Origin of the sequence: Actinomyces sp. oral taxon 171 str. F0337 (genome assembly GCF_005696555.1) — a bacterium.
Taxonomy (GTDB): Bacteria; Actinomycetota; Actinomycetes; order Actinomycetales; family Actinomycetaceae; genus Actinomyces; species Actinomyces oris_E.
This window is the reverse complement of record NZ_CP040005.1, coordinates 1,426,409-1,446,456: the sequence shown is the minus strand read 5'-3', so window position 1 is coordinate 1,446,456 and position 20,048 is coordinate 1,426,409. Positions and strand designations below refer to the sequence as shown.

The window sequence follows — 20,048 nt, the reverse complement described above, 5'->3', positions numbered from 1 at the left end:
CAGTCCTGATCAGTGAAAAGTGCGGATGCTCAGTTACCAGTGAGCTTCTCGCGCAGAGCGGCCAGGGCCTCATCGGAGGCCAGAGTGCCGGAGGCCTCCGACGGAGCCGAGGAGTAGGAGGTGCCGCCCGCGGGGGCCGCCGGGGCACCGGACTCCTGCTCCTCCTCCAGAGCCTTGGCGACCTGGGCCTTGTGAGCCTCCCAGCGGGCGTGGGCAGCCGCGTACTCGGCCTCCCAGGCCTCGCGCTGGGCGTCGTAGCCCTCGAGCCACTCGTTGGTCTCCGGGTCGAAGCCCTCGGGGTACTTGTAGTTGCCCTGCTCGTCGTACTCGGCCGCCATTCCGTAGAGGCTTGGGTCGAAGTCCTCCGACGTGGGGTCGACGCCCTCGTTGGCCTGCTTCAGCGACAGGGAGATGCGACGACGCTCCAGGTCGATGTCGATGACCTTGACGAAGACCTCGTCGCCGACCTTGGCCACCTGCTCGGGCACCTCAACGTGACGCTGCGCCAGCTCGGAGATGTGGACCAGGCCCTCAATGCCGTCCTCGACACGAACGAAGGCACCGAAGGGAACCAGCTTGGTGACCTTGCCGGGAACGACCTGGCCGATGGCGTGGGTCCGAGCGAAGGCCTGCCACGGGTCCTCCTGGGTCGCCTTGAGCGACAGGGAGACGCGCTCGCGGTCGAAGTCGACGTCCAGGACCTCGACCGTGACCTCGTTGCCGACCTCGACGACCTCGGAGGGGTGGTCGATGTGCTTCCAGGACAGCTCGGAGACGTGGACCAGACCGTCAACGCCACCCAGGTCCACGAAGGCACCGAAGTTGACGATGGAGGACACGACACCGGAGCGAACCTGCCCCTTCTGCAGGGTCTGCAGGAAGTTGGTGCGGACCTCGGACTGGGTCTGCTCGAGCCAGGCGCGACGGGAGAGGACCACGTTGTTGCGGTTCTTGTCCAGCTCAATGATCTTCGCCTCGAGCTCGCGGCCCACGTAGGGCTGGAGGTCGCGAACACGACGCATCTCCACCAGGGAGGCGGGGAGGAATCCACGCAGACCGATGTCCAGGATGAGACCGCCCTTGACGACCTCGATGACGGAGCCGGTAACGACGCCGTCCTCCTCCTTGATGCGCTCGATGGTGCCCCAGGCGCGCTCGTACTGCGCGCGCTTCTTGCTCAGGAGCAGGCGCCCCTCCTTGTCCTCCTTCTGCAGGACGAGGGCCTCAATCTCATCACCGACGGAGACGATCTCATCAGGGTCGACGTCGTGCTTGATGGACAGCTCGCGAGCGAGGATGACGCCTTCGGTCTTGTAGCCGATGTCGAGGAGGACCTCATCACGGTCGACCTTGACGACAGTGCCCTCGACGATGTCGCCGTCATCGAAGTACTTGATGGTCTCGTCAACGGCGGCGAGGATCTCCTCGGTCGAACCGATGTCGTTGACGGCGACCGGGGCGGGGCTGGGCGTAGTGGTTGTCATTGAGTGGATGCTCCGAATGCGGATAGTTGGATCGGGTTGATAGGGACCGCACGCTCCCCAGTGAGGTGAATCGGCCCGGACCAATTCATCATCCTGGTTGGATTACTCTCATAGGAGACGCCCAGGAGCGCACGAGTGAACCTTAGCAGTGCGTGACGAATCCGTAACTAGACAATGCTCAAGCATTATCCCGTACATGCGTGCAATCGCTCACGTCATCTGACAACTAGGTGTCGAGAGGATGACGCATCGATCTCATTTACATATCAACGGTTTTTTTGGGTGATGATCGAGGAGCCTGGAGGGTTCCTTTAGTGGGCGGCCTCACGCCAGGTCTGTCCTCGTCCGACAGCGACGTCCAGCGGAACTGAGAGCTCGGCCGCCCCTCCCATCTGCTCCTTGAGGAGGCTCTCGACCGCCGCGGCCTCTCCGGGTGCGACCTCGATGAGGAGCTCGTCGTGGATCTGCAGGAGGATGCGGCTGCTCAGTCCCTGCTCGGTCAGCGCGCCGTCGACGTCGATCATGGCCTTCTTGACGATGTCGGCGGCACTGCCCTGGATGGGGGCGTTGAGAGCGGCCCGCTCAGCCATCTCACGGCGCTGCCGGTTGTCGCTGGTCAGGTCGGGCAGGTAGCGGCGGCGCCCGAACATCGTCTCGGTGTATCCGTCGCGGCGTGCCTGCTCCACCACGGACTCCAGGTAGTCGTGAACCTTTCCGAACCTGGCGAAGTAGGCGTTCCTCAGGTCCGCCGCCTCAGCGTTGTCGATACCGAGCTGACGAGCCAGTCCGAAGGTCGATAGACCGTAGGCCAGCCCGTAGCTCATGGCCTTGACGTGGCTGCGCTGCTGGGCGGTCACGTCCCCGACCTCGATGCCGTGGACCAGGGCGGCGACATAGCGGTGCAGGTCCTCCCCGCTGCGGAAGGCCTCGATCAGGGCCTGGTCGCCGGACAGGTGCGCCATGATGCGCATCTCGATCTGGGAGTAGTCGGCGGTCATGAGGCAGTCATAGCCCTCACCGACGGTGAAGGCCTCGCGGATACGCATCCCCTCCTCGTGACGGGCCGGGATGTTCTGCAGGTTGGGGTCGGTCGACGACAGGCGCCCCGTGGCGGCGATGGTCTGCTGGAACGTGGTGTGGATGCGACCATCGGCCTGGATCGCCTTGCGCAGTCCCTCAACCGTCTGCCGCAGCTTGATGGCATCGCGGTGCTCAAGAAGGTGCTCCAGGAAGGGGTGGGATGTCTTGGCGTACAGGCCGGCCAGGGCATCGGCGTCGGTGGTGTAGCCGGTCTTGGTCTTGCGGGTCTTGGGCATCTTCAGCTCGTCGAACAGGACGGCCTGGAGCTGCTTGGGGCTGGAGAGGTTGAGCTCTCGCCCGGCGGCGGCGTAGGCGCCCTCAGCGGCGTGGGTCACGCGGGCGTCGAGCTCGGTCTCACGGGCCGCGAGCACGGCGTCGTCGACGGCGATACCTGCGTCCTCCATGACGGTCAGGGTCGCGGCCACGGGCATCTCCAGGTCGGTGAACAGCCCCACGGCGTCGCGAGCCGCCATCTGCTCATCGAGCACGACCTGGAGCGGGAGCAGGACAGCGGCCCGACGCGCACTGGCCATGTGGGTCGCGGGAACGGCGTCGGAGGTGAGGGCCTCGAGATCGAAGGCGCTCTGGGACTCACCGGGGCCGTCGTTGGCCTGGGCCCCGCTCTCATCGACAGCGGCCAGATCGATGCCGAGCCAGCGCTGGGTGAGGGTCTCGACGTCGTAGCTGCGCTGCTCAGGACGGCACAGGTAGCCGGCCAGCGAGGGATCTGCGATGACGCCGTCGAGCGTGAGTCCCCGGGCGCTCAGTGCGTGCCAGCTCCCCTTGGCGTCGGCGACCAGCTTGGGACGGTCGGTGTCGGACAGGAACCGGGCCAGCACCGCTTCGTCCTCGGGCAGGATCTCGGTGAGGTCGATGGCGACCGCCCGGGAGCCATCGGACAGCGAGACGAGCGCCGCATCGCCCTCGACGGGCCTGAGGACGCCGACAACATCGACACCGAGAGGACGGGAACGGTCCCCATCAGCCGCCGGGCCGGCCTCCAACCAGTGAGCCAGGTGCCCCGCGGCAAGATCGTGCCCCAGCGAGACGATCTCCAGATCACTCAACGCGCTCAGAGCACCGGGTCCCTCTCCCTCACCCGGCTCGGCGTGGTCGGAGGTGTCGGTGAAGCTCAGGATGCGCAGCGCCCGCTGGTGCAGGGTGCGGAACTCCAGGGTCTCGAACACGCGTGCCAGGCCGGCGCGGTCGGCGCCTGGGAGGCGCAGGTCGGTGCGGGGAACGACTCCGAGATCCAGGTCGGTGAGCAGACGGTTGAGGCGGCGGTTGCGAACGACGTCGTCGAGGTGGTCGCGCAGGGACTGTCCGGCCTTGCCCTTGATCTGGTCCGCATGAGCGATGACGCCATCGAGCCCGTCGTAGAGGTTGAGCCACTTGGCGGCGGTCTTGGGCCCCACGCCTGGGACTCCGGGGAGGTTGTCGCTGGTCTCCCCCACGAGGGCGGCGAGGTGGGGATAGCGCTCGGGCGTCACCCCGTAGCGCTCCTCCACCTCGTGAGGCGTCATGCGACGCAGCGTTGAGACGCCCTTGACCGGGTAGAGCACGGTGCACTGCTCGGTGACCGTCTGGAAGGAGTCGCGGTCCCCGGAGCAGATGAGAACCTCCATGCCCTCGGCCTGGGCCGAGACCGCCAGGGTGGCCAGGATGTCGTCGGCCTCGTAGCCCGGCGCGGTGAGCGTTTTGACGCCCATGGCCTCCAGGACCTCCTGGATGAGCTCGACCTGCCCGAGGAAGGGCTGCGGCGTCTCATCGCGGGTTCCCTTGTACTCCGCGTACTCCTCAGTACGGAAGGTGCCTCCCGGCAGGTCGAAGGCGACCGCCATGTGCGTCGGCTGCTCGTTGTCCAGCAGCGAGAGGAACATGGAGACGAAACCGTGAACGGCGTTGGTGGACTGCCCGGTCGACGTCGTGAAGTTGTCGACGGGCAGCGCGTAGAAGGCGCGGAAGGCCATCGAGTGTCCGTCGATGAGAAGAAGCCGCTCGGGAACCGGATCCGAGGGGGACTGAGGTGTTGGGCTCGTCGCAGGGCTGGTCGCGGTGGTGCTCACCGTGCCAGCCTAGGCCCATGAGCCATCCACAGTCCGACTCGCCCCTCTCCCCCGTCAGCGTAGGAGAGTCCTGCGACTCTCAAGCCTCTCCTGTCTCCGCGGACTCCCCCGGCTCACCGGCGGTCGTCGGGCCGCTGGGGCCAGTGGGCCGCGTCACTGCGGCCTCCTACTCCGGAGCGAGCGCCGCTGCCGTGGCCTTCCCGGACCCCGCCCGGCGCCCGTACCCCGATCCGCGTCCCGCGGGCTCTGCCGTCTCCGCCTCCTCGGCGCTGCACGCGGTGCTGGAGGACAATGAGGAGGGCACGCTCATGGACACCCTCGGGATGGAGGTGGTGACTCGCGACGCGAACCGGACCGAGGTCCGGATGCCTGTCGACGGAGCCCGACAGGTCATCGGGATCCTGCACGGCGGTGCCACTGCCGCGATCATCGAGACGGCCGCCTCCGTGGCAGCGCGCGCAGCGGCGCCCGATGATGCCGTCCCGGTCGGGGCGGAGTTGACGGTCAGCCATCTGCGCTCCGTGTCCCAGGGCTGGGTGAAGGCCACCGCCACCCCCCTGCACCGCGGCCGCCGTACCGTGGTCTACCAGGTCACGGTCACGGACGACGACGAGCGGACGATCGCCGTCGGAACGCTGCGCAGCCTGTTCACCTGACGCACTACGCACCAGGACGTGATCAGTCCTTCTTGGCGGTACCGACCTGCTCGATGACGGCATCGGCCACCTCGCGCATGGTCAGGCGCCGGTTCATCGAGGTCTTCTGCAGCCACCGGAAGGCCTCCGGCTCGCTCAGCCCCATGCGCTCCATGAGCAGCCCCTTAGCCCGGTCGACGCGCTTACGGGTCTCGAAGCGCTCGGTGAGGTCAGAAATCTCACTCTCGAGGGAAAGGATCTCCTCGTGTCGCGACATGGCGATCTCAAGTGCTGGAATGAGGTCTGCCGGGGTGAAGGGCTTGACGACGTAGGCCATGGCGCCGGCGGCGCTGGCTCGTTCAACGAGCTCAGTCTGGGAGAAGGCCGTCAGCATGACGACGGCGCAGCTGTGCTTCTCAAGAATCCTCTCGGCTGCGGTGATGCCGTCGGTCACCGGCATCTTGACGTCGAGAACGCACAGGTCAGGGGTGTGCTCATCAGCCAGACGGACAGCCTCCTCCCCGTCTGCGGCCTCAGCGACGATCTCGTACCCGGCATCGGTGAGAGTCTCGACGATGTCAAGGCGGATGAGGGTCTCGTCCTCAGCGACGAGCACCCGGCGGGACTTGGTGGTGCTGGACTCATTGCTCACGGCTTTAATCCTAGTATGATCTCGCTGATAGCGCCCCCGCAGAGCGGGCGGCGTGCCTCCGTAGCCCAATTGGCAGAGGCATCCGACTCAAAATCGGAGTGTTGTGGGTTCGAGTCCCACCGGAGGTACCAACAAGCTCTTACCCGAACCCACCCCAGTCAAAAACGTCTGGGATGTGGTCTCAGATGATGAACAACGCTCACCCACCAGGGTGGGCGTTGTTCGTGTTGTAGAGCTCATGAGCGTGTCGTCAGCGGTGGGCGGTGTGGTCGGCTTGTCGGGCTGAGCCAGGTGCTGCAGGTAGTGCGCATGGGCGGCGGCGTGCAGGCCGGGGCTGGCCAGCTGGTCGAAGGGTGAGGTGAGCAGGGCGCTAAGGCGAGCACCGGAGCCCGTATCGGCGAGGTGGATGGGACGAGAAGTCAGGGCTGGCGTGTCAGCATCGGCAGCTCCTCCCCCGCTGACATCGCCGGTTCCTTCTCCGGTGCTGTGCCGTTCATCGTGTGCGCCCGCATCGCGCCTGCCTGCTGTCTTGTCATGGCCGGGGGCGGCCGAGAGTGGAGTGCTGAGCTTGTCTGCCGCACCCTTACCCAGCTGCTTGCCGCTGTCGGTCGTTCCATCGCCTGTGCTAGGCAGGATAACTCGGCCCTCCTCATCGACCCGTGGGTTGACCAGTACGCGCTCGAAAAAGACTTGGTTGAGCAGCTTCTTCAGGTGGGCGGGTGCAGCGCTGTAGAGGCGGTGGCAGTCTTCGAGGAGGTCAAGGGCTTGGGTGAGGTGCTGGCGGACTTCAGCGGCGTCGGCCTGGTAGGCGGCCAGCTGGCGCTCGATCTGGTTCAGCTCGGTGGACAGCTCAGCCTGTTCCTCCTTGAGGAGGTCAAGCGGCACCGCGCCTTCGTAGTGGGCGTGGAGGAGACGGCGGCGTCTGTCCTCGATGTTGGTGCGCCGGGTAGTGAGGGAGCGCACTGCCTTGGCCTTGTCCCCTTCTATCTGAGCCAGCTCGTCGTGGAGGTAGTGCTCAATCTGCGTTCTGTCCTCCGCACTGAGCTGGATGGTTTGGTAGACGTCACTCATCCGGTCTTCGACGACGTCGATGAGCACGGCGGTGAAGGCGCAGTCGTGCAGGCGGCAGCGGCGGGCGCAGACGAAGTAGGGGTAGATGGTGCCCTTGCTGTTCTTGGCATTCTGGACAGACAGGCGGGCACCGCAGTGGCCGCAGACAACGGTGCTCTTGAGGAAGTGGTTGTGGATGCGCTGGCGCTCCCCATAGCGCCGTGAGGCCAGGATGGTCTGCACGGTCTGCCAGGTCTGGCTATCTACCAGCGGCTCGTGCTTGCCGGGGTACTCCACGCCCTGGAAGGTGACGATGCCTTTGTAGTAGGGGTGGCGCAGGATCTCTTGTAGGCGCGTTGCCGTGATGGGCTTGGCGCAGCGCCGCGGCGTGGGCGGGATGTTCAGGCCGACGGTGTTGAGATGGTCGGCCAGTTGCCGCACCGTCCAGTTACCGGTCGCATACTCCGTAAACGCTAGCCGGATGAGTGGTGCCCGCTCCTCATCCAGGGCGATGGTGCGGTTTTCTCTCCCGTTCTCGTCCCTTGCACGCACGTTGAGGTAACCGAGTGGTGCCTTGCCCAGCGTCCCGCCATTCCTGGCCTTTTCTCCCATCCCCTTCATGACCTCATTGGCCAGGTTGCGGCTGTAGAACTCCGCGATGCTGCTCATGATGCCGTGCAGCAGCATGCCGCCAGGCGTCTGGTCGATGTTCTCCGACGTCGACACCAACCGCACACCGGCCTCCTCGAAGGCCCGGTTGATCTCCACATCATCCGCTCGGTTCCGTGCCAGGCGATCTAACTTGTGGACGATGACATAGTCGATCCCACCGTCTTCTTTGAGGTAGGCCAGCATCTTCTGCAGCTCGGGGCGGTTCGCACTACGAGCCGACTCTCCCCGGTCAGCGAACTCCTTGACCACCAGCGCACCCATCGACTGGGCTTTACGCTTGTTGGCTTCACGTTGAGCTGGGAGGGAGAACCCCTCCTCCGACCCGCCGCGCTGGGCCTGCTCCCGGGTGGAGACGCGGATGTATGAGACGGCCCGCTTGGGGGTGAGCTGGGCGGCCATGGCGGTGAAGGGATCGGGGGCGAGTGCGTCAGGCATGGTGCACCTCCTTGCTGGATTTGGTGTGTTCACTGGTCTGCTCGCGCTGCCTGCGCTCTTGGCTTCTCAGCGCATCGAGCTGGCGCATCCACGCCCCTTCCTCGTCGTTCCACCAGGCAGGCGGCTCACCGTCGCCGGGACGCCAGCTGTTGAGGCAGACCAGGTGGGTGCCGCTGGCTGCGAGCTGCTCGACGACCGCGTCTGCTTCGGCTCCGGTGAGGTTGGGGGTGGGCCAGCCCGCCGTGATGACGTACGCCACCCCACCGCGCCGGCAGGCATCGAGCAGCATGCTCAGGCCATGCTGGCGCTGCTGTCGGTCGTGGAACTCGGTGACCAGGTTGAGACCAGTCGTGTCGGCGTAGTCCTCTACCAGCTCCCGTTGCCGGGCCAGCTCGAAGGGGTAGCGGGCCGCGCCGTAGAAGATGGCGATCACCCCGGTACCCGTCTGGTCGTCCAGCGCGGTGGTGGGTACGGTGGAGAGCACAGCCAGGTGCTTCTCCTGTGCGTTCGTTCTGGTTTGTGTTGTCATCTGTCTCCTCCTCTCGTCATATATATTGCTATTTCACTGGTTTAATGTTTCTCCTCTTTCTATTGACGCTCAGATGGACGGAAAAGTCCAGTCCGATTTTGCTTTACCCCTGGCGGCAATCCGCGAGTTTCCGCGCGGATCGCCATATGGTGGTTGTCTGCTGTAAGCAGTATTCACCTCACCCCCTCCATCTTTCACCCCACTAACTGGGATGCTGGTGTTTTCCGGTGCCGCACAAGATATGCCTTCTTTTGGTGTGTCAGCGTGGCTGGTTGCTGGCCTGTGGGGTGGGGATGGCGGCGGGGCCGCCGTGGATCAGGGTGGGCAGCTGGTCGAGGCGGATGACGCGGAAGAGGTCGCGCAGCAGGCCGGTGCTGTGGGCGATGGCTCGCTCGAGGCGGTGGCGTCTGCGGTCGGTGGGGACCAGCCAGACCACCAGGGGGAAGACCCCGCCGTCGCTGGCCTGGGCTTGGTGTTCCTGGTAGCGCCAGCAGGTGGCGATGACGCGGCCGGGGTTCTCGGTGGCCCGATCAACCTCGACGAGGTAGCGATCCTCATAGGCCGGGCTGGTGATGGTCACGGCCAGGTCGGAGCGCAGCACCTGCACCTGGCCGCTGGGGCTGAGCGCAGTGCGCCAGCACTCCGGCTCCAAGGCCACCGCTGCCTCTGTGTCCGCCTCCTGGCGGACGGCCTCCTCGATACTGGTGCGCACCTCCGTTATCGCCAGGAGGTGGTCCAGGAAGGTGGTCGACACCTCACGGGGCCGCTGCCGCCGCGGCACCTCCTCACCCTCCCCGTTCTCTGCAGCCACAAGCCGGTGACCCCGAGTCGTCGCGGCCCAGACGGTCACGGCTGAGCCGCCCTGCCAGCCACCGACCCGTCGCTCCAGGCTCGTCAGGAGGCGCTGCTGAGCCAAGTTGGCCAGGTGGCGCTGGGTCTGGCGCAGAGCCGAGGCCGACGACGCATACTCCAGGGCGGTCAGCCGAGCAAGCTGCGTGGTGGTGGCAAAGCGATGGGCCGCCACCAGGGCGAGCAAGCGCGCCTGCATCGGATGGATCGGCGCAGGCACCAGCGATGAGAACCGGGCCGCTGCAATGGTGGGTGACCGGTTCATCGCTGGCCGCCTCCGCCGGGCCAGACGTGACCACACCAGGTGGGGTCAGTCACCGCCACACACGACCACAAAAGGCCGAGATACCGCCGCTCGCCGTGAGCCGTGAGTGCAGCGGTACGTCGACCGAGACGTCCACCGAGACGACACCACTGCTGGTTGGTTCGCAGGCCAGCCGCACCAGCATCACCGCTTCTGCTTCGCCTGCAGCAGTGGTGCCAGGTCATGTGGTTGCGTACCAGTTGCTTCATGGTCGCCTCCTGCGGCCAATCGCGGGGCGGGACCGCCCAGACTCAGCCTCAGTTCCGTTGCTGGTGCCGTCCGAGCCAGCCTCATCCGGGGTGGCGTCAGGGGTCGGCTCACCAGCCGTCTCGTCCTCGGGTCCACCATTAGTAACGTCATCAGTGGTGGCAGCAGTGGCGTCTGTGGTCGTGGCCGGGTTGTGTCGCTCATTCGCGTCCACGGCGCTGGGCGCGGTGCCGCTGGTCAGGGCGATGAGCTCAGCTTCGGTCTGCTCGGCTGGGATGCCGTAGCGGGCGTGGCTGGCGGCGTAGAGCAGGGCTGGGTCGCGCACCGGTGGTGGAGCGGGCCGAGTGGCGAGGGAGAACCAGCCCGAGGGGCGCCCGTGGTGCATGACGGTGGCGTAGGCCTGGTACTGGGCCAGCAGTTGGAAGTCGGCCGCCTCCAGCTCCGGAGCCAACCGAGCCGCCGCGGCCGCATCGGTCGCCGACAAGGCGAAGTACACCTTACTGCGCGTGTTGGTCTCCACCGCCTGGATCATCTCGGCAGATAGCTGGCCCCGGTACTGGTGCGCCAAATGGAAGGCCGCCCCGAGTGATCGGGCCTGGGCCAGGGCGTCGGCCAGGCTGCCCGGCAGCCCTGCCAGGAAGGCCTGGACCTCATCGATATACACGCTCACGATCTGCCGCCGCTCAGGCGGCTCTGCCTGGCGCGCCAGCAGGTGCTGCCACAGCTGAGCCACCAGCAGGGTCCCCAGCAAGCGGGCCGCTCCGGCTCCGAGCAGGCCCTGGTTGAGGTTGACCACTACGATGCGTCGGCGCTCCAGCAGATCTGTCAGCCCGAAGCGGGGCTGGGCCTGGCCCAGCATCGCCCGCAGACCCGGGCGCAGCATCAGCTGGCGCAGCTTGTTGAGCACCGGCGCTACCTCCACCGCCTGGGTCCGCACCGGCTTGGCCTCATACCCCTGCCAAAAGACATCCGTCCCCAAAGGATCAGGTGGAGCCAGTGCCAGCACCCGGCGTCGGAAGGCCGGATTGGTCAGCAGCGGCACCAGCCACACCAGCGTCGCCTGCGGGATACGCGCCAACGTCAACAGCGCAGCAGAGAGCACATCGGCAGTCCGGATGCCCCAGCTGTCGCGAAACAGCTCAGCCAGCACCCCCAGCACCGCCTCGGCCGTCACTACCGCCAGCTCCGGCGGCCCGGCCAGTGGGTTGAACCCCACCGGGCAGGGATTGGTCGGATCCAGCACCACCACGTCGTCCGCCCTCTCCTCGGGCAGGCGCGCCAGAAAGTCCGTCGCCAAGTCCCCCTTGGGGTCGAGCAGGAGCAGACCCCGGCCCTCAGCCGCATCAGCCAGCGCCAACGCGAGCAGCACCGTCGACTTACCCACACCAGTCGGCCCCAGCAGATGCGTGTGGTAGATAGCATCAGAAATTGGCAGGCGTACCAACTCCTCCTTACCGGGCACCGCACTCGCCCCAACGACGCGCTGGGACGACCCGGACCCCACCTCCGGCGGTGGGGCAATCTGGCGCGGGTGCCCACTCCCCAGCAGCGGCAATGGCAGCTCACCCACCGGCCAGCCCGCCATCGCCACAATCTCCACGGCACCAAGCTCCAGCCCCGCCCGCCACGGCCGCCGCACCGCATCCAGCTTGGCGGGGTGCTCCGTGCGGGCGCGCAGCCGCACCCCCGGCCCTTCCAGCAGGCGCAGCGCCCCCAGCAGCCCCTGCAGCAGCGTCCGCTGGCGCAGCGGCGATGCGGCCCGCACCCCCAGACGCAGACTCGCCGCCGCCCGATGCCGCCCCACCTGTGCCCGCATCCGCCGACCCCGCTCACCACTAAGAGACGGAACCGGTACGAGCCCGAGCAACTCCAGCCAACCCTGCGGCTCCACCCGCCCACACGCCTCCGGACTAAAGCGCCGCCCCAGCTGCAGCTGCACCACCAACTCCTCGTCCTCAGCCGTAGATGCCAAGGCCGCCAGGATGGCTCGCACCACCGCGCTGAGGCGCTCCGCCGCCAGTCCCACCCCGACTGGCCGGGCCGACACCACCACCGCCTGATCCACCGCCCGCCGCGAGAACCCACGAGACACCCGGCAGCCCGGCACCAGCTCACGCACCACCCTCGCCAACCGCTCACCTTCCCGCGAGCCCACCGCCCACGTCGCCTGACCGCTTGAGGCGCGCAGCTCCAGCACCACCCGACCAAGCGAGCTATCTGCCAGCAGCCGCTCCACCAGACCCACCGCCGTGTCCTGGGCAAGCGGCAAGGCAAAGCGCAGCTGATGCCACACCAGGGGCTGAGTGGGGCGGGCCATCACGGGGTGCCTCCCGGCGTGGACGAGGCAGCTGCCTCGTCGGACTCAGCCGCACCAGCGCGATCCGGCAAAACATGGGAACCAGCGGCAGAGGTGCCATGAGCCAAGTAGTGAGCGCCCTCATGACGCTGGTGAGCACACCGTCCTGCCGAGCCGCTCCTAGGCGATGCCGACGCGGGATCATTCGCAGCACAGCGCCACACCGAGGTGCCACCATGGGCACTCTGCCCGCTATGAGCGCCAGCCCACGGAGCCGCAACATCTTCACGAGCGGCAGCCGACACATCGCTGGTACCAGGCTCGCTCCTCGAGCAGCTCTCAGCACCTGAGGAAGCCGCATCATCCGCTGCCGACTCCACAGCCTCATCCGCCGCCATCTGCCGCGCCAGTGCCAGCACGATCCGCGCCACCGCCCGGTGATCCATGCCGCTGTGCCGCACCGGCACCAGCCGCACTCTTCGTGACGAACCAGGGCGGCCAGTAGGGTGCGGGGCCATCATGAGTGCCTCCTGGTAGGAAGGTGTCCGCCCTGGTCACCGCCAGTGGGGTGAGAACTGCGACGCCGAGGGGAACGTGCTCGCTGTGTTTTGTCGTCGACGGGCCAACTCAAGCCCTGCTCAGCCTGACCCACCTGACGACGCCTATCCGTCTGCCGCTCGCTTCTGAACGGCTCCCTCACCACTCCCGTCGGCTGCGCCACCAGCGCACTGCCAGCCAGGCGGCGGCGCTCACGGCGAGCAGCCCGACGAGCCAGGGCCAGCTGCTTTGCACGATGACGACGATCCACCTCAGCCCCATCGCGATCAGGAGCAGGCCGACGCCGCATCGCAGCAGGCTGCCGGGCAAAGAACGCCTCGAATCGCTCATCATCACCATCTCCTCGCAGACTGCAAATTGGGTACTTGTCTTGCCACGGCCGACTCATAGCGTTACCTCCTTGCCGTTACCGCCACCAGTGCCACCACCGGCAGCGTCGTCTGTCTGCGTCCTCTGCGGCATTGCTTCCGCCTTCTCAACGCGTTCGCTGTACCACGGCACGGCAAAGCCGGGGATGCGGATGTCGCTCGCTACTTGGTCGCCCCACACCGCCCAGGGCTGGTTCGACTCCGGCCGGCGGCGGGCAAACAGCTCCAGGTACGGCCCAGGGCTGACCCGCTCGATAATGGCGAACTGCTCAGCCGGCTTGCGTGAGTGCTCGGTGACGGGTGCGTTGAACCAGGTCGGCTGGGAGCGCGAACCCAAGGGTGCTCTCCCCCGAGTGCAGAACAGCAGCTGCTCGGTAGCATTACGAAGCTGGTAGCGACCACCCAGGCCAAGGCGGAACTTCACCCAGGTCAGTGGACTGCGCACCGTAAAGCCCCAGGCCTCAGCCACCTCATACGCCCTCGGCAGCAAGGCATTGGTCGTCCACAGCCACAGGTGGGCATCACGCGCCGCCAGCGACCCCACCGGCAGCGCCGTGATCCGCGCCAGGCTCATCGTCCGGTAGTGCTTCTCACCGCCCTGCAGTGGCCAAGGCGGATCGACCAAGATGGTGGCAAAACCACCAGGCGGCAAGCCAGGGATCTCACCAACGCCCCCAGTCGGCACGCCGGCTTTCCTTACGCTACCGGCCGCTTTGCCTGCGCTGTCTTGGCTGAGCACCGCAGCGCTGGTGGCAGCGCCCCCAGAGTCTCTCCGACCAGCTGAGCCAGGCCCACAGTTCACTGCGCCGCTAGGTCTTGCCATGCCAGTGTCCGGCTTCGTTGCTGCGCCCGCCTGCTTGGCCACCGCACCGTGCCGAGCCGCCGCTCCCCCAGCGCACGCTCGTCTTGTCTGTTTCGTCTGCTGCATGATGTCCCTCCTTTTTTGTTCATACGTGCTATTGCTTCGGGCAAACCCGCTGCCCGCTATTTCACGCATCGGCAGCCAGGTGCCCTTATCCCATACATTCCACGAACACTCGCGTGTTGCAAGGCCTCCGGATTCAGATTGCCAAGCGACGCGACACGTGCTGCTTGTGAGCCGTTTCTGTGGTGCCACCCCAGGAAACAAAATGGACACACACGCCACTTAGTGGCCACGAAAGTCGGTGCTGTAGTTTTTGCAACAAGCAGGCGAGAATGACGCAGCATGTGGGTAAGGAATGGAGCCAGACGCGACGGTTTCCGCACGTTCCAGACCCCGCCAGCGCGACCAGCCAGGGCGACCTGCGAAGGTCTTGCCTTACCGCGCGTTCAGTCCGGCAGGTGGTAGTACAGGCCGCCAGAGCCCGCTCAATCCCGACGCTCACGGCTGCCGCTCGTCCGACCGAGCCGGTCGCTGCTGTGTGCACCGCCTGGGGCACGGCCGCGGCGGACGACGCGAGGGCGAGTGAGCCGGCCAGGTGGGACGGGCCATACCCTCTGCCGTGCGGTTGCTGTCCGATGCATCCGGCACCGTCTCAGGAGACACACCATCACGGTCGCTACCACCGTCGGTGCCGCAAGTTCTGTCGGTAGAGGTAGAGGCCGCTGCCTCCCGCACTGCTTGCTCGTTGTCCTGTAGCACCTGGGCCATGGCTGCTTGCATGGCCCGGCCTGCTTCTTGGCGTTGCTGGCTCAGCTCGCTGCCCAGGGCCAGGGCGGCTGCCCAGGATGAGCTGGCCGGGACGCCTGCTCCAGCTGCTCTAGCCGCCTGGTGTGCGGAGCGCCAGCTGGCTGCGACCTCACCGGCCAGCTGACCGGCCTGGTAGCTGCTCGGCAGTGCGGCAGACAGCGACAGCGGCGGCTCACCGACGGGCACCGGCTGGCTCGCTCCGCTGGGCGGCATCTCTCGCCACTGAGCCAAGCCATCGCGCAACCCCTGGGCGAATGCCCAGCTGACTGCGCCTACCACCACCAGACCGATGAGGGCCAGAATCCCAACTATTACCGTCATGATGAAACCTCCGAAGATGAAGAAAGAGAGAAGAAAAGAAGGAAGCGAAGAGAAGGAACGTGAGGAGAAGGAACGAAGGCGCGAGGCAGCGCGCTCACCACCGGGTTGGCGGCATTGTTGGCGACGTTGCGGTACTAGCCCGGCCATCCTGAGACCCACCGAGAGGCGGCAGTCCCAGCTAGCCGAGCAGCCAGTGCTGCTGCCCTCCGGCAGTTCAGGAGTGCTGCCACGCCACCAGTCGCGCGTGGGCTCGCGCTCTGGGTCAGCGACGCACCACAGCGCCCGGCTGCCTACAACTGCCCGATCCGCTGCCCAGCACCCAGGGCGTATCCCGTGATGATCGCTTCGTAGAACTGGGCACCACCGGGGGCGATGCGGGTCTGGGCCTCGGCCTGGGTGACCAGCGTGGCGATATTGGTCAGGACCTGGGAGGTCAGGAAGGCCCGGGCCTGCTCGGCCTGGGCCGCTACTTCTGCCTGGGCGGCGACCTGCTCGATCTCCCGCCGGGTCACCCGGGCCTGACCATTGCCCAGCACCACCCCCATCCGGGTGCGCTGGGGCGAGAAGAGACTGAGATTGGTAGAAGCCATGAGGAGAGTCCTTTCGAGAGGAGAGGAAGGAAGAAGAGACAGACGACCAGCCGGGCTGGTCATCTCGCGTTGACGGCCCGTGCTGCCACTCTGGGTAGAGCGGGCCGTACCACCCGCCGCTAGCCGCGCCAGACCAGCGTTTTCTGCCGATCTCCTGGGCTCGTGGCGTTAGTGAGAACGGTAGATAGGCCGCTCCGCAGTGACGTCAAAGTTGGAAGAAAGTTGGAAAAGAGGGCTCGCTCAGGCGTCCACCACTGGCACACACCAGCAGCACTGCCCAGCCCCCACTGCGGTCGGCAGCATGACAACGGCTGCAAGGAGCCAGTCGGCCAAGCCAGGCACAGACTCCTCGCCTCTGTTCTTCGGCTCCCCCGCTATATCTCCTGGTTTGTCCTGACCGCTCGGTCTAGGCTGGCTTGCGGCTCGTCCCGTCCGGCCGACACCCGAGTTGCCGCTCACGACAGGCCCGTCACAGCAGGCGTCTCAGCCAGCACCGGTACTGGCACCTCGGTCACCTCGTCACTGCCCTGCCCCAGCGACGTCATCTCCGCCTATCCCCGCACCACGCCCTGCTCCTACTCCCCCAGGAGGCTTGCTCATGTCCCGCGCTCGTCTCGATGCCGATGATGCTGCTTCATTGCTGCGTGAGCTGGCGTGGCTACGCAAGCGCGGGGGGTTTACGGCGGCGCGGCTGGTGCACGCCCCGATCGTCGATGAGGTGCTCCGGGGCAGCTTGGAGGACTCTTTTGAGCGGCTACGCCATCGCTTTATCTCGGCCGTCCACAGCCTGAGTGAGAGCGGGCGTGAGCGGGATGAGCCGCTGGTGGGTGTGCTGCTGGCAGCCTTCGCCCTCAGCCCTGAGACGGCCGGGAGTGGCAGCCTGCTGGAGCGGCGGCGGGCAATGGCGAGCCGCTTGGGGTGCAGCATGGAGACGATCGCGTCCCGGGAGGAGGCTGGCCTGCGCTTGCTGCACAGCCGCCTGGTGGCCGGGCGCTACGCCCAGGCACCGCTGGTGCTGGATGTGCCGGAGATGCACGGTGGGATCGTCTATGAGGAGACCACCACGCTCATCGTGGTGGAGCACCGTCAGTGGCGCGGCACGGTGGAGCACTACCGGCTGGCCAACATGGCCGGCGAGCTGGACTTCGTCACCATCTCCCGTTCCTACCCCGCCCACGTCACCGCGCAGCCGGGCGGGGAGTTCAGCGTCAACAGCCGCGCTGTCGAAGGGGCTGGGTGGAATGACCACTTCTGGCACATCGATCCCGCCACCGGTAGGCGCACGCCGATGCACGACGCGACGCGTTACGACCTCGCCTTCCGGGCCGAGCCCCTGCCGGGCGAGGTGCCCACCACGCCGATCTCCTTGGCCAGCCGGGCCTTCCACGCCCGCTCACTGCTGGCCACCATCCAGGTGCGCTTCGTCGGGGAGGTGCCAGCCAGCATCTGGCAGTTCACCGGGGCTAGCCCCTTCGCCCGCCCCCAAGCCGCCAACCAGTACAACCGCACCCACCTGGACGCCCAGCAGCGCGCCACCCTCACCCAGCGAGACGTCCATGGTGGACTGTTCGGCGGGTTCGGGTGGGAGTGGTGACGCCGGCCATCTCACCAAGTGAGACGGCCGCACATCAGTAGAGCACTCCCCTGTTGGAGGCATCCTCAAACATCGCTTGGCGACGATAGACAACCGAGCGGCCAGAAACCGCATAGTCCACAATGACAACGCAGCAAAATTCTTGACAGGACAATCACCTCCAGCATTGGCACTTGCCGAGAACCGCCAGAAACAATCTTGTGAAGTTGCCAGCCAGTTGGCAGGCTACATCACGAACACATCACCGGCGACTTCCGCGATGCGCCCATCTCCCCCAGTATCTCTGTGGCTCAATTCGAGGTGAAACCAATGACGGTTAACAACGCGATCGTTTTGGCAAGCGAACGAACACTCTCTTTAACTCGACATACTCGATTTAACAACCGCTTCTGATTACGACATCGCCGATCGTTTAAGGTGTCTAGATGAACATAAAAAGCATTCTAAATTGCTTAACTGATCAAACTAGCTCTGCTTCACAACCGGATGTGGCGAGATTAGACCTTACCGAAAATGAACTTGTTTCGAAAACGTACATCGCCAACTTCATTTTTGACCAGATAAAGCTACAACAAGAAGTTCGTGATCGCTGGTTTGGATACTGCTTGAGTACTAACGCTGCTACCGCTGCCATGTCTGCGACTCTAGCGAACACCTCAATAGTTTCCCCATCTTTCCGTATTGTAGCAGCAGCTATTCCTCTGGGTATTAACTCAGTTCTCGGACAGTTGTACTACGAATTATATCTTCGACAGCGACGAAATTACATGAAACACTACAACATACTTAATTTTATCCAGGAGGACATCATATCAAGCACGATGTCCAGAGAGCAATATAGTCAGTTCTATACCAACGTTGAACCGTTCGCTAGTCAACTTCATGGAGCAGACTATTTTTCCCTACAAATTCAGGCAACTTTAACTTCCTCTTATGCGGCAATATCTACCGGGCTACTTTTGTTAGAAACGCTATCCCACCATGTCGGCATATCGGTTATTGCTGCTCTATTTATTGGAGTATTCATCTTCGTGATGTTACAATTACGGAGGAGAAAGGTGTACTGGCAATGAATCAACGAAACGATTTTAAAATAGTGTCAAGTGAAACTGTATATTCGAATCCATGGATGAGCGTTTCAGAATTAAAAATTACTAGAAACGGGCAACCAGGAATATACGGAGTAGTACATAGACAAGACTCGGTATCGGTGATAGTGAGAGATGATAAGCAACGAGTACTTTTTTTAAAACAGTACAGATTCCCAACAGACGGGATTTCATGGGAGTTGCCTATGGGAGGTATTGAAGAGGGTGAACTTCCTGTTAATGCGGCGGCCAGAGAACTACGAGAAGAAACAGGGGTAGATGGTGTAGAACTAAATTATTTGGGAATGTTCTATCCTGTTCCTGGGTTAACTTCACAAATAGTATATGTATTCGCTGCCGAAGCGACAGAATCTCAATTGGATGGGAATCTAAAGGATGTGGATGAAATTGTCGATCGTCAATTTGTACACTATTCAAAAATAAGTGACTGGATACAATCTCAACGCATCACCGACGGATTCACTATTTGCAGTATTATGATCGCGAGCTTGTCATGAAAATTGTTGTTGTTGGCTGTGGAAAAGTGGGTTTTTCTCATCTTACATGGCTCAAAGCGCAGGGACACCGGGCTATTGGCGTCGATAGCGATAATTCGGTATGTCAACGAATACAGTCCGACCTTGGTGAAAACTGTGGGATGTCTCAAATAGTAGACTTGCCTCATGACGTGGACGCTATTCATATTTGCGTACCAACTGAGCCTTCTATTGATGGGTCGTGCGATCTGTCTATCTTCGAAAAAGTAATCAACGATATATCTAATCGTGATTGGAATAAGTATCCGATAGTTGTTCAAAGGTCAACTTGTCCTGTTGGAACTGCGGATCGGTTGGCGCGAATCATTCCCGATTTCCCATATGCCGTAAACCCCTCCTTCTTAAGAAAAGCCTCTATCGACGAGGATAATAGGCACCCTGAAAGAATTGCAATAGGAGGCGAAGGTGAAGCTGCACAGCATTTACTTGACATATATTCAAACTCCGATACTTCAAAGTTTATAACCAACAACCGCTCCAGTGTTGAACTATTAAAGTATGTTGAGAACGCTTTAGATTCAATCTTAATTTCGTTCTGGAACGAGATTCTTATCTATTCAAAACGCCTAGGAATTATGGCCGATGATTTTATTCGATTATTAGAGAACGTTCAGGATAGACCAAAATTTAGGACAGTTTCGCGAGTTCCTGGTCGCGCTTATGGGATGTGGTGTTTACCCAAGGATATACAAGCGTTAATACAAGAAATGACTCGATTAGGATGTCCAGTAGGAGTGCTGTCGGGAACTAGTAACACCAACAGTGCGGCCGCCGAAATATTTGGTGAGGGTAACATTCCCGCAAAAATGCTCTATACCATGAAAGATTGTAGGTTGTCTGTACTTGAAGAGGGAGTAAAACAAATTGCGGCGTATCTAGAGAATGGCCATTAAATGTCGTCGTGAATTTAATGAAACTGTAGCAGCGTCCCCAACTATTCGATGAAAAGGGTTAATGTTAGGTGGTGCGCACGCTATTTTCGATACAACGCCCTAAATTCTACCTGTAAATCAAACTTCAGAAATGGTTTTAAAACAACAT

15 protein-coding genes and 1 tRNA gene are annotated in these 20,048 nt (G+C 63.5%); 6 read left to right on the top strand and 10 right to left on the bottom strand.

Annotation, left to right across the window (positions count from 1 at the left end; translation table 11 throughout):
* Positions 1–29: 29 nt before the first annotated feature.
* Together rpsA and polA are read right to left on the bottom strand one after the other, a co-directional pair.
* A complete protein-coding gene (rpsA, locus tag FBF36_RS06430) occupies positions 30–1,484 on the bottom strand; it encodes a 30S ribosomal protein S1 (RefSeq protein ID WP_009393299.1) in 1,455 nt (484 codons plus the stop codon).
* Positions 1,485–1,795: 311 nt separating this feature from the next.
* Entirely contained in the window at positions 1,796–4,630 is a 2,835-nt protein-coding gene (gene polA, locus FBF36_RS06425; protein ID WP_034490870.1) for a DNA polymerase I, read from the bottom strand.
* Positions 4,631–4,647: 17 nt separating this feature from the next.
* Here polA and FBF36_RS06420 point away from each other — a divergent pair, with 17 nt between their 5' ends.
* Complete coding sequence (locus FBF36_RS06420; protein ID WP_192574999.1) at positions 4,648–5,286, top strand: PaaI family thioesterase; 639 nt, start codon at positions 4,648–4,650, stop codon at positions 5,284–5,286.
* Positions 5,287–5,308: 22 nt separating this feature from the next.
* On the opposite strand, the gene FBF36_RS06415 is transcribed toward FBF36_RS06420, so the two are convergent.
* Complete coding sequence (locus tag FBF36_RS06415; RefSeq protein ID WP_009393296.1) at positions 5,309–5,917, bottom strand: ANTAR domain-containing response regulator; 609 nt, start codon at positions 5,915–5,917, stop codon at positions 5,309–5,311.
* A gap of 54 nt (positions 5,918–5,971) precedes the next feature.
* Here FBF36_RS06415 and FBF36_RS06410 point away from each other — a divergent pair.
* A tRNA-Leu gene (locus FBF36_RS06410) sits at positions 5,972–6,048 on the top strand.
* Here FBF36_RS06410 and FBF36_RS13805 read toward each other — a convergent pair.
* The 7 genes from FBF36_RS13805 to FBF36_RS06370 form a co-directional block, all read right to left on the bottom strand.
* A complete protein-coding gene (locus FBF36_RS13805) occupies positions 6,005–8,038 on the bottom strand; it encodes a recombinase family protein (protein WP_412784066.1) in 2,034 nt (677 codons plus the stop codon). The genes FBF36_RS06410 and FBF36_RS13805 overlap by 44 nt on opposite strands.
* A gap of 28 nt (positions 8,039–8,066) precedes the next feature.
* Positions 8,067–8,603 carry a hypothetical protein gene (locus FBF36_RS06400; protein WP_009393294.1) on the bottom strand — a complete coding sequence of 179 codons (537 nt, stop codon included), beginning with the start codon at positions 8,601–8,603 and terminating at the stop codon, positions 8,067–8,069.
* Positions 8,604–8,862: 259 nt separating this feature from the next.
* The gene (locus FBF36_RS06395) at positions 8,863–9,717 is read right to left on the bottom strand and encodes a replication-relaxation family protein (RefSeq protein ID WP_034490861.1); all 855 of its coding nucleotides are present in this window, start codon (positions 9,715–9,717) and stop codon (positions 8,863–8,865) included.
* 244 nt (positions 9,718–9,961) lie between these two features.
* Complete coding sequence (locus FBF36_RS13665; protein WP_263970031.1) at positions 9,962–12,232, bottom strand: type IV secretory system conjugative DNA transfer family protein; 2,271 nt, start codon at positions 12,230–12,232, stop codon at positions 9,962–9,964.
* Between the two features lie 723 nt (positions 12,233–12,955).
* Complete coding sequence (locus tag FBF36_RS06385) at positions 12,956–13,150, bottom strand: hypothetical protein (protein ID WP_225792487.1); 195 nt, start codon at positions 13,148–13,150, stop codon at positions 12,956–12,958.
* A gap of 51 nt (positions 13,151–13,201) precedes the next feature.
* The gene (locus tag FBF36_RS06380) at positions 13,202–13,870 is read right to left on the bottom strand and encodes an MT-A70 family methyltransferase (RefSeq protein WP_087943987.1); all 669 of its coding nucleotides are present in this window, start codon (positions 13,868–13,870) and stop codon (positions 13,202–13,204) included.
* 1,598 nt (positions 13,871–15,468) lie between these two features.
* A complete protein-coding gene (locus FBF36_RS06370; protein WP_009233120.1) occupies positions 15,469–15,768 on the bottom strand; it encodes a hypothetical protein in 300 nt (99 codons plus the stop codon).
* 598 nt (positions 15,769–16,366) lie between these two features.
* Here FBF36_RS06370 and FBF36_RS06365 point away from each other — a divergent pair.
* The 4 genes from FBF36_RS06365 to FBF36_RS06350 all read left to right on the top strand — a co-directional run bounded on the left by FBF36_RS06365 (position 16,367) and on the right by FBF36_RS06350 (position 19,900).
* Positions 16,367–17,362, top strand: a complete 996-nt coding sequence (locus tag FBF36_RS06365) for a hypothetical protein (protein WP_138137302.1) — start codon at positions 16,367–16,369, stop codon at positions 17,360–17,362.
* A gap of 425 nt (positions 17,363–17,787) precedes the next feature.
* The gene (locus tag FBF36_RS06360) at positions 17,788–18,435 is read left to right on the top strand and encodes a hypothetical protein (protein WP_138137300.1); all 648 of its coding nucleotides are present in this window, start codon (positions 17,788–17,790) and stop codon (positions 18,433–18,435) included.
* Between the two features lie 56 nt (positions 18,436–18,491).
* Entirely contained in the window at positions 18,492–18,968 is a 477-nt protein-coding gene (locus FBF36_RS06355) for an NUDIX hydrolase (RefSeq protein ID WP_157184113.1), read from the top strand.
* On the top strand, positions 18,965–19,900 hold the full coding sequence (locus FBF36_RS06350; protein ID WP_009395520.1) for a UDP-glucose/GDP-mannose dehydrogenase family protein: 936 nt from the start codon (positions 18,965–18,967) through the stop codon (positions 19,898–19,900). The genes FBF36_RS06355 and FBF36_RS06350 overlap by 4 nt, the downstream gene beginning before the upstream one ends.
* Positions 19,901–20,048 lie beyond the last annotated feature (148 nt).

Excerpts from the sequence above, each read along its gene's own strand:
- rpsA (WP_009393299.1), bottom strand. The coding sequence starts at position 1,484 with ATGACAACCACTACGCCCAGCCCCGCCCCGGTCGCCGTCAACGACATC.
- FBF36_RS06420 (WP_192574999.1), top strand. The coding sequence starts at position 4,648 with ATGAGCCATCCACAGTCCGACTCGCCCCTCTCCCCCGTCAGCGTAGGA.
- FBF36_RS13805 (WP_412784066.1), bottom strand. The coding sequence starts at position 8,038 with ATGGCCGCCCAGCTCACCCCCAAGCGGGCCGTCTCATACATCCGCGTC.
- FBF36_RS06400 (WP_009393294.1), bottom strand. The coding sequence starts at position 8,603 with ATGACAACACAAACCAGAACGAACGCACAGGAGAAGCACCTGGCTGTG.
- FBF36_RS06395 (WP_034490861.1), bottom strand. The coding sequence starts at position 9,717 with ATGAACCGGTCACCCACCATTGCAGCGGCCCGGTTCTCATCGCTGGTG.
- FBF36_RS06385 (WP_225792487.1), bottom strand. The coding sequence starts at position 13,150 with ATGATGAGCGATTCGAGGCGTTCTTTGCCCGGCAGCCTGCTGCGATGC.
- FBF36_RS06370 (WP_009233120.1), bottom strand. The coding sequence starts at position 15,768 with ATGGCTTCTACCAATCTCAGTCTCTTCTCGCCCCAGCGCACCCGGATG.
- FBF36_RS06365 (WP_138137302.1), top strand. The coding sequence starts at position 16,367 with ATGTCCCGCGCTCGTCTCGATGCCGATGATGCTGCTTCATTGCTGCGT.
- FBF36_RS06360 (WP_138137300.1), top strand. The coding sequence starts at position 17,788 with ATGAACATAAAAAGCATTCTAAATTGCTTAACTGATCAAACTAGCTCT.
- FBF36_RS06355 (WP_157184113.1), top strand. The coding sequence starts at position 18,492 with ATGAGCGTTTCAGAATTAAAAATTACTAGAAACGGGCAACCAGGAATA.
- FBF36_RS06350 (WP_009395520.1), top strand. The coding sequence starts at position 18,965 with ATGAAAATTGTTGTTGTTGGCTGTGGAAAAGTGGGTTTTTCTCATCTT.